The sequence below is a fragment of the Bacillus sp. GW821-FHT01G09 genome (assembly GCF_059422205.1).
Genome location: NZ_JBWKWL010000002.1, coordinates 642,500 through 658,554, shown reverse-complemented (window position 1 = coordinate 658,554; position 16,055 = coordinate 642,500). Strand labels below are relative to the sequence as shown.

Annotated in this window: 13 protein-coding genes and 1 riboswitch; all 13 genes read right to left on the bottom strand. The window is 42.5% G+C overall.

The genetic code is table 11. The features are described from left to right. Window positions 1-48 precede the first annotated feature (48 nt). Window positions 49-150: riboswitch (TPP riboswitch) on the bottom strand. Between the two features lie 12 nt (window positions 151-162). After that, on the bottom strand, window positions 163-957 hold the full coding sequence (locus tag AC07VD_RS08855; protein ID WP_014479731.1) for an ABC transporter ATP-binding protein: 795 nt from the start codon (window positions 955-957) through the stop codon (window positions 163-165). 147 nt (window positions 958-1,104) lie between these two features. Beyond that, on the bottom strand, window positions 1,105-1,887 hold the full coding sequence (gene sigG, locus AC07VD_RS08850; protein WP_009967190.1) for an RNA polymerase sporulation sigma factor SigG: 783 nt from the start codon (window positions 1,885-1,887) through the stop codon (window positions 1,105-1,107). Window positions 1,888-2,026: 139 nt separating this feature from the next. Continuing rightward, complete coding sequence (gene sigE, locus AC07VD_RS08845) at window positions 2,027-2,746, bottom strand: RNA polymerase sporulation sigma factor SigE (protein WP_003221446.1); 720 nt, start codon at window positions 2,744-2,746, stop codon at window positions 2,027-2,029. A gap of 62 nt (window positions 2,747-2,808) precedes the next feature. Then, window positions 2,809-3,738, bottom strand: coding sequence for a sigma-E processing peptidase SpoIIGA (spoIIGA, locus tag AC07VD_RS08840; RefSeq protein WP_003232163.1), 930 nt, complete (start codon window positions 3,736-3,738; stop codon window positions 2,809-2,811). 193 nt (window positions 3,739-3,931) lie between these two features. Further along, complete coding sequence (locus AC07VD_RS08835) at window positions 3,932-8,233, bottom strand: bacillopeptidase F (RefSeq protein WP_494721698.1); 4,302 nt, start codon at window positions 8,231-8,233, stop codon at window positions 3,932-3,934. 302 nt (window positions 8,234-8,535) lie between these two features. Further along, complete coding sequence (ftsZ, locus tag AC07VD_RS08830; RefSeq protein WP_003232167.1) at window positions 8,536-9,684, bottom strand: cell division protein FtsZ; 1,149 nt, start codon at window positions 9,682-9,684, stop codon at window positions 8,536-8,538. Between the two features lie 35 nt (window positions 9,685-9,719). Next, window positions 9,720-11,042, bottom strand: a complete 1,323-nt coding sequence (gene ftsA / locus AC07VD_RS08825) for a cell division protein FtsA (protein ID WP_217017710.1) — start codon at window positions 11,040-11,042, stop codon at window positions 9,720-9,722. A gap of 173 nt (window positions 11,043-11,215) precedes the next feature. Beyond that, complete coding sequence (locus tag AC07VD_RS08820) at window positions 11,216-11,581, bottom strand: small basic family protein (RefSeq protein ID WP_003238683.1); 366 nt, start codon at window positions 11,579-11,581, stop codon at window positions 11,216-11,218. Between the two features lie 17 nt (window positions 11,582-11,598). Then, window positions 11,599-12,306, bottom strand: a complete 708-nt coding sequence (locus tag AC07VD_RS08815; RefSeq protein WP_017694825.1) for a DUF881 domain-containing protein — start codon at window positions 12,304-12,306, stop codon at window positions 11,599-11,601. 22 nt (window positions 12,307-12,328) lie between these two features. Next, on the bottom strand, window positions 12,329-13,024 hold the full coding sequence (locus AC07VD_RS08810) for a DUF881 domain-containing protein (RefSeq protein ID WP_124059832.1): 696 nt from the start codon (window positions 13,022-13,024) through the stop codon (window positions 12,329-12,331). Beyond that, the gene (divIB, locus tag AC07VD_RS08805) at window positions 13,021-13,812 is read right to left on the bottom strand and encodes a cell division protein DivIB (protein ID WP_003232178.1); all 792 of its coding nucleotides are present in this window, start codon (window positions 13,810-13,812) and stop codon (window positions 13,021-13,023) included. Before divIB ends, AC07VD_RS08810 begins: the two co-directional genes overlap by 4 nt. 129 nt (window positions 13,813-13,941) lie before the next feature. Next, window positions 13,942-14,853, bottom strand: a complete 912-nt coding sequence (gene murB / locus AC07VD_RS08800; protein ID WP_003232182.1) for a UDP-N-acetylmuramate dehydrogenase — start codon at window positions 14,851-14,853, stop codon at window positions 13,942-13,944. A gap of 31 nt (window positions 14,854-14,884) precedes the next feature. Then, a complete protein-coding gene (gene murG / locus AC07VD_RS08795; RefSeq protein WP_014479726.1) occupies window positions 14,885-15,976 on the bottom strand; it encodes an undecaprenyldiphospho-muramoylpentapeptide beta-N-acetylglucosaminyltransferase in 1,092 nt (363 codons plus the stop codon). Between the last annotated feature and the right edge of the window lie 79 nt (window positions 15,977-16,055).

Sequence of the window (16,055 nt, the reverse complement as noted above, 5' to 3'; positions counted from 1 at the left end):
TTCAAATGTGATGAAACGGCTTAATAAAAACAAACGAAGTCCGATGTACTCCGCTTTTCACCGCTTCCCTCCGCTGGCATGATCCAGATCAGGTCAAAAGGGTTGAGACAAAGTCTCTCTCAGCTTCGCAAAGCACCCCTAGGATGAATCTATATATGTTTGTCAGGCATTCGTTATCGGCTCAGCTCTTGTTAAAAACGGCCGATCCTGATTCCATAATACATGGATTGGCGTATCAAAAAAAGCGGAAAGTACTTGATCAGTAAGCATTTCCTTTATTTCTCCGGATCCAAAGACCTCTCCCTGTTTTAATAAAAGGGCTTTATCAAAGACAGGCAAAATTTCTTCAGCATGATGAGTCACATAAAGGATAGATGGTGCATTTTCTTTGTTTGCAATGTATGTAATCGTATCTAACAACTTTTCCCGGGCAATAAAATCCAGCCCTGTGACTGGTTCATCCAGTATCAGCAACTCCGGATCGGCCATTAGTGCTCTAGCAATCAACGCTCTTTGTTTTTCCCCTTGAGAAAGGGTTTCATAGCGGCGATCGGCATATTCAATTGCTCCCAAGTCCTCTAACAAACCAATCGCTTTTTCCCTGGTTTCCTTACTTGGCGTTTCATATAACCCAATCGAAGCGTAAGCTCCGCTCAAAGCAATTTCAAAGGCTGAATCTGCCGGATACAATTTTTGCTGAAGAGCTGCTGAGACGAGGCCAATTTTACGTCTGAGCTTTTCCCCAAGCTCTGTTTTGCCAAATTCATGGCCAAGCACCTGCATCTCGCCTGATGTTGGAAAATAATAAGAGCAAAGCATATTTAACAGCGCTGTCTTCCCGGCGCCATTTAGGCCGTAAAGCACCCAATTTTCCTTTTCTTCCACCTTCCAATGAATATCTCTCAGTATCCATTTCCCATTCCGTTTTAGTGAGACATTGTCAAGCTGCAAAATCATCGTGGTCCTCCTCTTTATTGCCTTTTATAATTGTTTTAATTTTCATAAAACTTTGTACGAACTAGGATACCTTACTTTTTCCAAAACGTAAACCATCCGTAATCAATAGAAAAGCCTTTAAAACAACATCGTTTTAAAGGCTTTTCATTATTGATGAATATTTTTATTCATTTGTTTGATAGCCGCTTTTTCAAGTCTGGACACCTGCGCCTGGGAAATTCCGATTTCCTCGGCGACTTCCATTTGGGTTTTCCCTTGGAAGAATCGCTTTCTCAAAATCATTTTTTCCCGATCGTTCAGCCTTCTCATGCCCTCTTTTAAAGCCAGCTCTTCAATCCATTGTGAATCTGTATTACGCTCATCACTGATTTGGTCCATCACATAGATCGGATCTCCGCCGTCGTTATAGATCGGTTCAAATAGAGAAACCGGATCCTGGATGGCATCAAGCGCAAATACAATTTCCTCATGCGGTACTTCAAGAACTTTTGCGATGTCTTCTGCAGTCGGCTCCTTGCTTGTCTCACTGATTAACCGCTCTCTTACCTGAAGCGCCTTGTAAGCGATGTCCCGGAGTGATCTTGAGACACGAATCGGGTTATTATCGCGTAAATACCTGCGGATCTCTCCGATAATCATAGGTACAGCGTATGTTGAAAACTTAACATTGTGGCTTAGGTCAAAATTATCAATGGATTTCATTAGTCCGATGCAGCCGACTTGAAATAAGTCATCAACATACTCCCCTCTGTTATTAAATCGTTGAATGACACTTAAGACAAGACGCAAGTTCCCGTTTACAAGCTTTTCTCTTGCTGAATCATCGCCTTCATCCTGCAGCTGCCTAAACAGCTTTCTCATCTCTTCATTCTTGAGTACTGGTAATTTGGAGGTATCCACCCCGCAGATTTCGACTTTATTTCTCGACACTTTTTTCCCTCCCTACAGGAGCTGCTGTACAACGTTAAGTATCTCCTTGGGTGGGAAAAATATGCACTGCACTCAGACCGAAAAACTGTCGAAATCAGGAAATCCCTGTAAAATCAAGGGGTTCTAACCATAAAATTTTTTACACCATTTTGTTGAACTCTTTTCTCAATCTTTTTATAATTCTTTTCTCAAGCCGCGAAATATAAGACTGAGAAATCCCCATCATATCCGCTACATCCTTTTGGGTTTTTTCTTCTTCACCGACAAGCCCAAACCGCAGCTCCATGATTTGCTTTTCTCTCTCATTAAGCTGTTCAAGCGCTTTTTTCAAAAGCTTTTTATCGACGTTAGCTTCTATGTCTTTAGTGATGATGTCATCGTCAGTGCCGAGCACATCAGAAAGCAAAAGCTCATTGCCGTCCCAATCAATATTAAGCGGTTCATCAAAGGAAACCTCTGAACGGATTTTGTTATTTCTTCTTAAATACATCAGGATTTCATTTTCTATACACCGGGAGGCATAGGTAGCAAGCTTGATTTTCTTTTCTGGATTGAATGTATTCACAGCTTTGATTAGACCGATGGTACCGATGCTGATTAAATCCTCTATATTAATTCCCGTATTTTCAAATTTACGGGCGATATATACGACCAGACGCAAATTGCGTTCAATTAGAATGGCGCGCGCCGCCTGATCGCCGTTTGGGAGCTTCATTAACAAAACCTGCTCCTCATCTTTAGATAATGGAGGCGGCAGGGCTTCACTCCCGCCTATGTAATAGACTTCATCACTTTTCAGCCCAAGTTTCATCAGCAGCTTATACCAGAGGTGCGTCAACCGTAATTTCAGTTTTTTCATCTTCCTCTCCCTTCTAAATGTCACGCCGTTTGAGTATGATAAGTAACGGACATTTGCGAACATTATGAAACGTGTTTGACAGCCTTGCCCGAAAGCATTTTCGGATGAATAATCGCGTCAAACTCTCCATCTGCCGACAGCTTTGTTGTGCTGATGCCGATTAAACATTTATCTGCAGAGATCATTTCTTCTTTTGTCATAATCGTTACATGATCCGGTTTAACGCATAATAAAAATTGATTTTGCTGACCAACTCCCCTGTATGGAATCAACCTCATTTTATCTAAAAAGCGAAAGGAATCATCGAGCTGTTCGATGGCTTCCAATGGGTCTGTGTTTCGAATGATCATCGTTTCGGCTGTTCCGAAAATCGGCTCCAGTTTATCAATGTAAATGATCATTACCGGTGTTTTTGTAAGAGGATCGTACAGCTGATTACCGGAATCAATCAGGCCTCTGACATGAAGTGTTTGGCTGCCCAAATCTGCCTGCACGCTGACTCGTTCCTCATATTGAATGTTTTTTGTTTCAATATCTTCAATTCTTCTTTTAGAAAAAAACCATAATGCTGGAAAACCACCAACAATAAACAACCAGCTGATTGGGTCTCCAAACCCTGTTTGATTGGTAATCATGACACCGTTTTGAACAATAGAATTTGACTGCAGCAAAGAATGGGCTCCTATAATTCCTCCCCCCATTAAAAAAGTGGCAAAATAAAAGGAAAACAAATTTTGAAAGAAAAACCGAAATCTTTTAAAGCCAAATGTCACCACCACAATCACAACTGAAAAAGCTAGCTTCCCAGCCGGATGTTCAACAATCGGCGAAAAAGGAGTAAACATCAAAAGGACAATACTGGAACCGATGAACGCTCCGCCTACCAGTCTTCTTTTTTTTACATGCCTTTTTAAAATAAATGCCGTGAGCAAAAGCAAAAGTGCATCAAAACAAAAGTTTAACAGCCAAATGACATCTAAATAGATTTTCACATCTGACTCCTTTCTTTCTTGCCTCACGCTGTTCCCTGCTTGCTTCATAAGTATAAAGCAAGCTCTGTGGGAAAGTCTGTCAATTAATGTTGAGAGGAAAATACAATTTTTCAGGGAAATCTGCTTAATTTGTCGAGGAAGTGTAATGAGAGGATATATAAAAAAGCTGCCAATGACGGCAGCTTTTTTCCACTTAATTTTCTGTGTTGATATTAAGTTTTCCATTTGCAGTTTTTCTTGTTTCATTTCCATAATCATCTCGTACGATCACTTCTACTTTTGCTCCTTTTGCTTTAATAGAAGAAGTGGCTGTCCAATAGCCTTCATATCTTCCCGGAGAAATTTCTCTTAACGGGAGTTCGGTGGCGTTTTGCACACTCGCTCTTGCATTTGTCAGCGGCATACGAATGATAAACGTTGCATCTAAATCCTCAGCGCTTGAGAAAGCGATTTTCACAGATTCACCGGCTTTTAAGTTTTTATCCTCTCCCGGAATTAAGCCGGAAATGACAGGCTTGTCAAAATTGACATCAATGACAGCCTTTTTCGTCGTTTTGTTGCCTGCTAAGTCTGTAGCTATCACCTTGATTTCATTGCTTCCATTCTCCAAAAGAATCCGGGCTGAGTATGAACCATCGGTTATTGTTGCTTTTTTGCCATTCACCTTGACGTCTTTCAGATTGTCATCGGATACAGCCCCTTTGACAGTCAGCGTTTCTTTATTTGTTTTCCCGCCATCCTTTGGAGTGTCCAGCGTTAACTCAGGCTTTTCTTGATCAAGCGTGACCGTGATTGGGCTGGAGGCATCTGTTGTTCCGTTGTCAGTTGATGCAGTTGCCGTCAGCTCATTTTCACCCTTGTTGAGTGTGATGCCTGCATGGAACGTGCCATCCGCAGCAGCTTTCGTTTCTCCTGCCTCTTTCTCTCCATTATAAATGTGTACCGTTGTACCAGGAGAAGCGTTTCCTTTTACAGTGACGCTATCCTTATTTGTGTATGATTTGTCTGTCGGTGAAGTAATCTCAGGTACAGCAGCTTCATAATTAACTAATGCGCGAATCATATAGTTGCCGTCTGCTTCGTCACCCGGCTCCCATTGTCCACCTATATACTGCCAGTTGCGGCCGGAATTCTTGCCGGTTTCATCCATTGCCAGTCCAGGTGAATACGGGTCAGGTTTCGACTGGATATATACGAGATAAAAGTCTTTATCGACCATAATCCCTTTTGAACTGAGATCTACCTTAGTCCACTCGCCATTGCGAAGAGCTTCCGCGTTAAATGGCCCGGCAATTTTCTTGCCCGGTGCTCCGTCTTTTCCTGTGGCATCGTATACCTCAACCTTAAACTCTGTGCCGCCGGGATCAGGGAACTCTGTATCCCAGAATCTGAACAGCCCTCCTGTAAGCATGCCTTTGTCCTTGCCGTCAGCGAGCGTCATTTTTACCGCCCATCCGTTACCGGCAGCAAAATAGGAATTGGCATTCTCCGCTGTTCCGTCATCATATGCAATTTCACCCGGATAACCGACGAAAGGCTTCAATGCAGTTTCTTTTGTAACATCACCTTTTAACTCAACGGAAAATTCATCACTGTAATAACCCGGTGCAGCGACTTTAATCGTATAAGCGCCTTCATAGGCCTCCAGCGTATATTCACCTTTATCGTTTGTCATAGCCGGTTCCACCGCAGCATCCTCTACAACATAAACGGAAGCGCCTTTTACCGGCTCTCCTGTCGTTTTATTGATGACCGTGCCTTTTAATGTGCCCTTCTTCATCTCTTCTAACGTAAAATTAGCTTGTGTCGTCTGATCCGTCTTTAAAGATACTTTTTGTGTTTTCGACTGATAACCATATGCTTCTGCCATAAGCGTATAGTCTCCCGCTTTGTGCTTCAGCGTGTACTGCCCTGTGGATTGATCTGAATATGTTGATTTTCCTGTTTCCACTACACTGACTTGTGCCCTGAGCGGCAAAACTTGAGGCTGTATAGCCTTGTTCTGATGTTTTACCGCTGTGTTTGCAGATGGCTTAGCCTTTTTCGGATTTACTGGCTTTTTCTTTTGCTTTCCAGACGGCTTTTCGACGCCCAGCTTATTCTTTTTGACTGTTTTTCCGGCTGATTTGTCAGAAAGCACTACATCATCAATGTACCAGCCCTCTTTTGCAATGCTTTCATCTGATTGAAGGTTAAACATCACTTGAATGTTTTGACCTTTATAAGCCGATAAATCAATTTCTTCGTCCGTCCAGCTTGATGTCTTTCCGTTATAGACACCAGCCTGCTCCCAATTCTTTTCACCTTCCGGAAGAACAAAAACGTAGCCGTAATCAAAATCATCCTCTAAATTGTGCCAGCTTTTAAATTGAAGGAACAAACTTCCTGAATCAGGTACTTTAACAGGAGGCATAACAAGGTTCATGTTTGCTGAGTTGGCATAATTTCCTGTCAAATTCGTTCCATATACTTTTTCTCCGGATGCTGCTGTATTTGGGCCAGTTGACGGAACTCCCCATTCCCAGTTATTATTTGTTCCGCTCGCAACCCAGCCGCCGGGTGCAGTTTCAAAGTCCTGCTTATATCCCGCCGTGATGCTTGGTTTCACTGTTACATCGTATATGTCAGACGAAACGACATGACCGCCAAAATCGTGAATCATCCACTTATAGCTTAGTTTAGTTCCTTTTATATCTGGGATCTCTGTCTGATACGTTCCTTTTAGATGATCACCGCTGATTCGTTTAGCCGTTATTTCTGTCCATTCACCTTGATCAAGCTTGTAGGACAGCTTTACAGATGTCACACTCACATTGTCTTCAGCTGTCAAAGTCAATGGCAGGCTGCCACCTTCATAGGCTTCAGTTACTTTCTCATGCTGATAGACAGGAGGCTCTTGGTCATCCCCCTCTACAGAAACTTGTCCTTCCGCTTTCCCTAAACCATCTGTAACAGCGGATACAGCATCAAAAGCATTCACCAGACCATGGCCATATCCGTTATTCGGTGAATCAGGAAATGTTGAATCCGTGAGCGGTTCAGCCGTGCTGGTTAATATATCCTCCATCTCATCAACAGAAAGTGAGGCATTCGCCTGTTTCAGCAGTGCAGCAACAGCGGATACATGCGGCCCTGCCATTGATGTGCCGTCCCAACCATCCTCATATGTCTGACCGGGAACAGATGAACGAATATTAACGCCCGGTGCAGATATTTCCGGCTTTATTTCATCATATGGAGATGGCCCTTGAAGAGAAAAGTCAGCGAGCTTTTTATTGATATCAGTCGCTCCAGTTGCAAACGATTCCGGATAGTTTGCCGGATTTGCGATAGAACCAGGCCCGCCGGGAATAAAGAGATCCGTATTCCCCGCTGAAAACTCTGGGAAAATATCGGCCGCACGCCAGGCATTGACCATGTCTCTGTACCATTCATCAAGTCCAGAGCCCCCTCCCCATGAGTTATTGACAACATCAGGAGCCATTTCCGGGTGGGGATTTCCTTCCGCGTCCTTTGGTGCTAAAACCCATTCACCAGCTTCCAAAATGTCAGCATCAGTGCCGCCATCTTCAGAGAACGCTTTAACAGCAATCCATTTTGCGCCAGGCGCTACACCGATTTGATTTGTTCCATCAGGTTCAGAGCCCACCATCGTGCCTGTCACATGGGTTCCATGAGCCAAATCATCATAAGGGCTTGCCTCTCCTGCTACGGCATCATACCAGTTCATTTCATTTTCAGGCTCATTAGGATTTTCCGGATTATATCCGCGATATTTCTCTTTTAATGCCGGATGATTCCATTCCACCCCGGTATCAATGGACGCAACAACCGTGCCAGTTCCATCATATCCAAGTGCCCAAGCTTTTGGGGCATCGATTTGGTCTACATTCCATTCCACACCGTCAGTTGCTTTAACAGCTTTCTGTGCTTTTTTCATATTAAATGGGGAGGATGACTTAAAAAGCTGCCGTTTCTCATTAGGAAGCACCTTTTCCACTTCGGGAAACTGCGCCACTTTTTCCATAACCTCTTTTGAGGCATGAACAGCAATCCCGTTCACCACATAATAAGAATGAATTTGGTCTGCATTTCCTTTATCTTTCTGGGTGTTCAAGTATTTTAGGACATCTTGCTGGGATTCATCGGCTGTGACTTTTAAAGATGACACAACAGCAGAACGCTTTTGATATTCCGCCTTAGCGGCAGACAGCTTCTTCGATTTCGCTTTTTTAACAGCCGCTTTTGCCGCTTTTTCTGTGTTAGCCTGATCTTTAAATTTAATCAGAAAAGTCGTTTTTTCTTTCTTTTTAAAGCTTTTCTTTAATGAACTCGAAATCTTGTTTTGAATGGATTCCGCAGATTGAAGCTCCTTTTTAACAGAAGGTGAGGTGACTTTACTGCTTGCCCCGGCTGCTCCCGGAAACAGCAGTGAACTGATGACAACTGTACTTAAAACAGAGCTGATGAGTCTGTTTTTCGTTTTTTTCTTCATTTTCATCCCCCTTTTTCAACATGCTTTTTAAAAAAAGTGTCGTCCCTCCTTTTAATAATGAATGGTTTGTCAGAACATCGCTGTATATTAACTGTAGACAATCTGAATTACAGATATTGTCGTTTCATGTCATTCAATTTCCATATATATGAAAATGATAAAAATGTCACAAAAATAAATAGGTCTAATTATCTGTTTTGTTACTAAGCGAAGGAAGCAATAGGGAAAAAGACTTTATAAGAAGGAAAGTGTGAAGAGAAAAACAAAAAAGGACAAAATCGAAAACGATTTTGTCCTTTACATTAGCCGCGTTTATTACGGTTTCTTAAGAATGTCGGGATGTCAAGCGTATCATCAGCCGGCTGTGAAGTATGACGGCTTACTGTGTTCTGCTGCTGAGGCTCCTCACGTTTTGGCTCACGCTTCGGAACACTTTGGTTGTGTGTTTTGATGCTTTGATTTAAGCTTGGACGCTGAGGCTTCGTCACGTCCTTCTCTTGTTCGATAAAGCCGGTTGCAATCACTGTCACCACAATCTCATCTTTTAGATTTTCATTAATAACAGAACCGAAAATCATGTTTACGTCTTGATCAGATGCCGAAGCGACAATGTCTGCTGCTTCCTGAACCTCATATAGGCTGAGGTTAGTTCCCCCAGTGATGTTCATGAGGACACCTTGCGCACCGTCAATGGCCGCTTCAAGAAGCGGGCTGGAAATTGCTTTTTTTGCTGCCTCTGCCGCGCGATTTTCCCCAGTAGCAATACCGATACCCATCAAAGCAGATCCTTTGTTTGACATGATTGTTTTCACATCAGCAAAGTCAAGGTTGATAAGACCAGGTGTAGCAATCAAGTCAGAAATACCTTGAACCCCTTGGCGAAGTACGTTATCCGCTTCACGGAATGCTTCAAGCATCGGTGTGTTTTTATCAACAATTTCAAGGATACGGTCGTTCGGGATCACGATCAATGTATCCACCGCTTCTTTCATTGCCGAGATTCCGCCTGCAGCCTGAAGCTGTCTTTTGCGTCCTTCGAAGGTAAACGGTCTTGTCACAACGCCGACTGTTAATGCGCCTAAGTCTTTCGCGATTTGTGCGATAACCGGTGCGGCACCTGTTCCTGTTCCGCCGCCCATACCAGCTGTCACGAATACCATGTCAGCACCTTTAAGTGCTTCTTCAATCTGCTCTTTGCTTTCTTCAGCGGCTTTTTTCCCAACTTCCGGATTCGCACCTGCTCCCAATCCTCTAGTCAGCTTTGCGCCGATTTGCATTTTCACTTCTGCTTTTGACAGGTTAAGAGCTTGAGCGTCCGTGTTTACCGCGATATACTCTACTCCTTGCACTTCATTTTCAATCATCCGGTTAACGGCGTTGTTTCCGCCGCCTCCTACTCCGATTACTTTAATTGATGCTAAGCCGTCTATGTTTGTTTCGAACTCCAACATGCTAAATCCTCCTAATCTGCCGAATGACTATCTATCTATTCCCAAAACATGCTTAATAGTTTTTTCATTTTGCTCTGTTTATTATGTTCGGCTTGTGTTTTTTGTTTTCCTTTTGGCCGCTGCTGCACCTCATTTTGGTGATGATGCTGCTCTTGTTCCTCAGATGATGAGACTGCGATTTCCTGTATCGCTTCTTCAGGCATCTTAAAGCCTATTTTTCTGCCTTGGATTCTTGCATTCCGGCAGGCGAATTGGATCAGGCCCACTCCCGTCATATATTGAGGATCTCTTACACCGATATAATTCGGGCTTGCCACTCTGACATTGTTTTGCAGCACATCCTGTGCCAAAGACATGACACCCGGCATAGCTGCTTGTCCTCCTGTCAGCACGAAGCCTCCCGGCAGATCGGTAATTCCCATACTGCGAAGCTCTTCTGAAACAATTTCAAGAATTTCTTCTACTCTCGCTTCAATGATATTCGCTGCTTCTTGCTGTGTAAATGTTTGTTTTTGATTGGTGCCTATAACGGTTACCTCAAATATTTCATCTTCCGAGGCTTCGTCATAGTAGGCATGTCCAAATTGCTTTTTCACGCGTTCTGCTTCTTCTGTTGACGTTCTCAATCCGATGGAGATATCTTTGGTGATATTTTCGCCTCCGAGAGGAATGACACGGGTAGAAGTGAGATGTCCGTTCTGGAATACGGCAATGGTTGTTGACCCTCCCCCTATATCAATGAGAGCCACACCAAGGTTTTTCTCGTCCCTTGATAATGCAGCAGAACCGGCTGCCAGCGGCTGAAGGCAAATATCAGTTATTTCAATACCAGCTCTTTCAACGCAGCGGAGTAAGTTATGTAAGATTGTTTTTGAACCGGTGATCAAGGTGCCCTCTACTTCTAAACGCACACCCAGCATTTTTTTCGGGTCGGTGATTTCATCTCTTCCATCTACGATAAACTGTTTAGGAATGACGTCAACAATCAGCTGTTCGTGCGGTACTGAAACAACCTGTGCCGCTTCCATGACACGGCGTACATCTTCAACCTGAATTTCTTTATTTTCACTGGAAACTGCTACAACACCGTTTGTATCTTGAATATTGATATAATTTCCATTAACGCCGACAATAGCTTTTCTAAGCGGAAAACCTACCATTCTTTCAGCTTGGTCAAACGCTTTTCTTATAGAATGAACGGTCTCATCTATATCAACGATTGAGCCTTTTTTCAACCCTTCAGACGGTACATTTCCCACACCGATAATATTAAGGGAATCATCTGTCATTTCTCCGACGATCACTTTTGTATTGGACGTACCGATGTCAAGACTGACGTAAAGTTCATTGTTGTTCATTCTATGGCACCTCCTCACATTTCGATCATTTCTATTCTATTATTTGCGGAACAACAATACAATGAATGTGGCTTTACAAGTGTGTAACAAAAAATAACAACAGAATATTTTTATGTGCTATTCACATTTTATGTTTATTGAAAATATTCGTTATATCCTATGTATATCCTCTTTTATATCACATTTTTTTTATTTTTTTTAGAAAGAGTCCACTTTGTTAGTAGATTTCTTCTGATAACGGCTATATTCTGAAATAATCTGACTCCAAATGCGAATATACCTGCTAAATACAAGTCTACACCAAGATGGACTCCCAGAAAAGCTAAACTTATTGCCAATATAATATTAAAAAAGAAACCGGAAACAAATACCATTTCATCATATGTACCTTGTAAATGCGCTCTGATTCCGCCGATTAATGTATCAAGTGCGGCAAGCACCGCAAGCGATAAATAGTTTGAGTATTCACTCGGTATCGTTAAGTTTGTCATTAGTCCAATCGCTATTCCGAGCACCAGTCCCAACACGGGCAGCCACATGACAATTCTCCTCCTTTTCAGTCTTTAAGCAGTTTCAGCTGTTGTACGTCCAGTGGTCTGTCATATGCTTTTAATGTTAGTTTGCTTTCAGATTTACCGGCTTTTAATGCTAAATTTTCAGATGCAAAAAGATCCTCAAGGCCTGACCCCTTCACTCTGCTGTGTAACATGTCCGGATCTTTGGCAAGCACTTTTACTGTTAAAGGATAATCGTCAAGGGCGTATCCGTCTATTTTTGTAGTGCCGTTTATATCTCTGATGACTGTATGATTCACAACTCTTCGCTCGTTAATTGAGATATGCTCTGCACCGTAGGAGTTGAGTTCATTAATCAGCTTTTTCAGCAAATCCGGAGGCGGATTTTCGATCGGCTCTCCTGTTAAGCTTTCAGAAAAAAGCGGGGAAATCGTAATGACAATTCCGCTACCTGTTATATCGGTCATGCCGGCTGTTTTTTTTAAGGATTGCAAGGTATTATTTAGCGCGGTTTCTTTTGTCATTTCTTTCGTTTGCGAATAGCTATTCAGCAGTTTGTCATATTTGTTTATTTCAGCCAGCAGCTTTTCCTGCTTCTTCTGCTCTGATGTCAGCTCTTCCCTAATATCCCACATATCTCTTGTATCCCGGACTTGAGGGTGCTTTAACGAATTAAACTGAACAGATATCATCAGGCCGAAGATGACCATAAGCACACTGATGCTTATGAAGGAACGCTTTATTTTCAATCTGTTTCACCCGCTTTTTCAGTCATTCCTTCGTTTTCAGAATCGGTTTCATTTGTACGTTTTTCTCTTTTTCTGCCGAAACAGAAATATGATCCATTGACAACTGATCAATCAGGCCTCCTGCGATATTTAACGAGGGCAGCAGGACATCTGGATCTCCAATAGCGGATACCGTAAACGGAGCGGGATGCTGCACCCCGTCTACCGTTACCACAGGACCATTGCATTTGATATACGAATCATGCGTCAAACGCTGGCCATTAACGGCGACAGCCGCCGCTCCTGAGATATACAGTTCGTTTACTACTTGGAAGATATGGCTTTCGTGAACGATGTAACTATTCACATTCTCCCCTTCCGGTATGTATGACGCATCTTCCAATGTCACCTCAACGCCTTCTCCCTGCACACCGACTTCCCCAATATACATCCTGTATTTTTCTGTATCTTCGAGGACATTATAGTATTCCGTCTTCTCATTCTTCAGCTTATTTTCCGCCTGGCGGACTTTGTTTTGCTTTTGATATAATTCTTTTTCAAGCTTCTTATTTTCTTTCTCTTGTTTCAGAAGTTCATCTCTCAGCGCATATTCTTTTTTCCACTCTTCCGTCTCAGCCGCGCTTTTGTTGTTTTCTTTTGTCATTTGAAAAGAAAATGAAATCAAAAAGCCTGCGATAAGCATAATCAAGGAAAGAAGGACTGCTGATTTGCCTCTCAATTTTCATCTTCCTTTTTAGCAGCTTTATCATTTTTTCCAAACTCTTCAAAATAGGTGGCAACTTCTAAATGAATGATTCCTTTTTTATTGCTGCTTAGCTGAGAAATGATAGAAGGATACGTCTTCATTCGGTCTGCAAACGTTTTAATAGATGCAGTAACAACATAACCGTCATTCATGTACAACTTAATACGGTTTTCATCCATTTTTACAGGCGTATAATAAATTTCTGAAATCGACTGTTTTAACGAATTTGACAACGCATCGAGCTGCTTGGCCATTTGAGACCGCTTCTTCGCGTTTGTCCAATTCACTAAAATCGGTCCGGCATCATCCGGCGTTACTTCGTTTGGCAGAACTGAGCCGTTTTCAAGCACTTCATAGTACACATCGTCTTTTTCTAAATAAGCAATCGCTTTATATTCTTCGATTGCAATGTTGATTTTATTAGGAAGCGATTTGCTGATCTCCGCTTTTTTCACTAATTTATTTTGCTGAATCTTCTTTTCTGTTTTTTGCTTGTCCAAACTCCAAAACTCAGTATCTCCGCTATTAATATCGGAAAGGTCGATAATTTCCTTTTTTGATACATTTTCATTCCCTGTAACAGAGATTGTTGACACTTTACTGATTGGTGTTTGCAGGTACACAATGATCAGCACCATAATAAAAAAGAGCATAATAAATGAAATGAGACGGCGGTTTGCCTTTTGTTTCCTCTGCTCTTTAATTTTAGGGATACGCTCTTCAATGTTAACGATTTTTTCTCGGTCTTGACCCGGGTTCATTGCCTGTTCACCTCATTCAAATGAAACAGCTGTTAAAAGTCTGTCTATTCCAAAACAAACGGCATACTATGATGCCGTTTGTCGTTTGCTTACAGTATATCATATGAACAGCTTCAGTCAGAACTTGAATCAGCGATTTCCACCGATGATTTCAACCTCTGTGTGCATATCAATCTCGTATTTTTCACGGATTGTCTTTTTCACATGGTCAATGAGATCAAGCACATCTTTTGCTGATGCTCCCCCCGCATTGACGATGAAGTTTCCGTGCATCTCCGATATCTTTGCACCGCCGATTTGATATCCTTTCAAGCCTGCTTTTTCTACAAGGTTCCCGGCATGATTCGGAAGCGGATTTCTGAATATGCTTCCCGCACAAGGGCTTGAATACGGCTGTGTATTTTTTCTATAGTCTTTATTGCTTTGCATTTGCTGAACGATTGATTCCTTATCCTTCTGCTCCAGCTGCAAAACAGCTTCAAGGCAAACGCCCGGGCGTTTCTTTTGCAGTACAGATGTCCTATAGCTGAAATCCATCTGCTCATTTGTCAGCCACTCAATCGTTCCGTCTTCAAATAAAATATGCGCTTTGACGAGGATCTCGCTCATATCAGAACCGTGAGCGCCGGCATTCATATAAACCGCTCCGCCGACTGATCCTGGAATGCCGGCAGCAAATTCCAAACCGGACAGACCTTTTTTGCTCAATGATGTAGCAAGGCGGACCACTGAATAACCGCCTCCGACTGTTACTTGCTCCCCTTCAAGCTCCAAATGGTCAAGACCCGCACCCAGCTTGATCACTACGCCTCTAATTCCTTCATCTAAAACAAGAAGATTTGATCCGCGGCCGATGACTGTCCACTTCACATCATATTTTTTAATCACGTCCATGATGTCTTTAACAGCATCTACACTGCTTGGAATGACCAATACATCCGCAGGTCCGCCGATTTTCATCGTTGTATGATTCGCGAGCGGTTCATTTGCAAGAACCTTGCCGACTTCGCGTTCTTTTAATTCCTGTATCACTTTCTCCATCGTAAACCTCCGCATTCCATTTGCTTTTCTACTATTTTTTTAATTCCTCGAGTACGCTGTATAAACGGGCAGCCGCGTCAGGAACACCAAGTGACTTTGTTCGTTCGCTCATTTCCTTTAACGTTTGCTCATTCAGTACAATCCGGTCTAGCGCTTCAATCAGCTTCTCCCCGCTGAGCTCTGTTTCTTTCAGTACAATCGCCGCATCATGCTGGCCGAGAGATCTCGCATTGACCTCCTGGTGATTCGCTGTCACATATGGACTCGGGATCAGAACACTTGGGATTCCGAGAGCAGTAATTTCGGCAATCGTTGTCGCACCGGCTCTGGCCACAATGACATCAATGGCCTTTAAATACTCAGGCATTTGATGAAGAAACGGCTTTGTGACCATATTATCAGCGGCACCTTTGCTTTTCAGCTCATTCATTACTTTTTCATAGTGAACTTCACCGGTGATATACAGCACTTGATAGTCTCTTGTTTTCAGCGCATCCTGCATGTCAATGACAGCGCGGTTAATCGGTGCAGCGCCTCGGCTTCCGCCGAAAATTAAGACCGTTTTCTTCTCTTCAGAAAGCCCAAATTCAGCCATTGATCGTCCCGTCTTTATTGAGACGACTTCAGAGGCTCTCGGGTTTCCCGTAAATACAACTTTCTCGCTAGGAAAATGTGATTTCGCTTCTTCAAAACAAATCGCTACTTTATTAACATATTTTGAAAGAAACTTATTCGTGATGCCCGGAAGGCTGTTTTGTTCATGGACAATAGTCGGAATTCCCATTTTCGCAGCGGCATAAACAACCGGCCCGCATACATAACCGCCCGTTCCAATTACGGCATCGGGCTTAAATTCCGCTAAATACGATTTACTTTTTTTGACGCCCTTCAGAAAACGCATCACAGTCTTGACATTTTCAAATGACAATTTTCTTTTAAATCCTGTAATTTCAATTGAACGAAACGGTATATTCTCCCGCTCAACAATTTTTTTCTCCAGCCCGTTTTCTGTTCCGATATATAAAAATTCCACATTAGGATGACGTCTTTGCACTTCTTTAATAAAAGCAAGCGCAGGATAAATATGTCCCCCTGTACCGCCTCCGCTTATTGCAATTCGCATTTCTTTTCCCCCAGTCTAAGTTTCTCTATAACATAACGATAACCCTGTTTTGTTGGACAGGGTTATCGCATCAATTGTT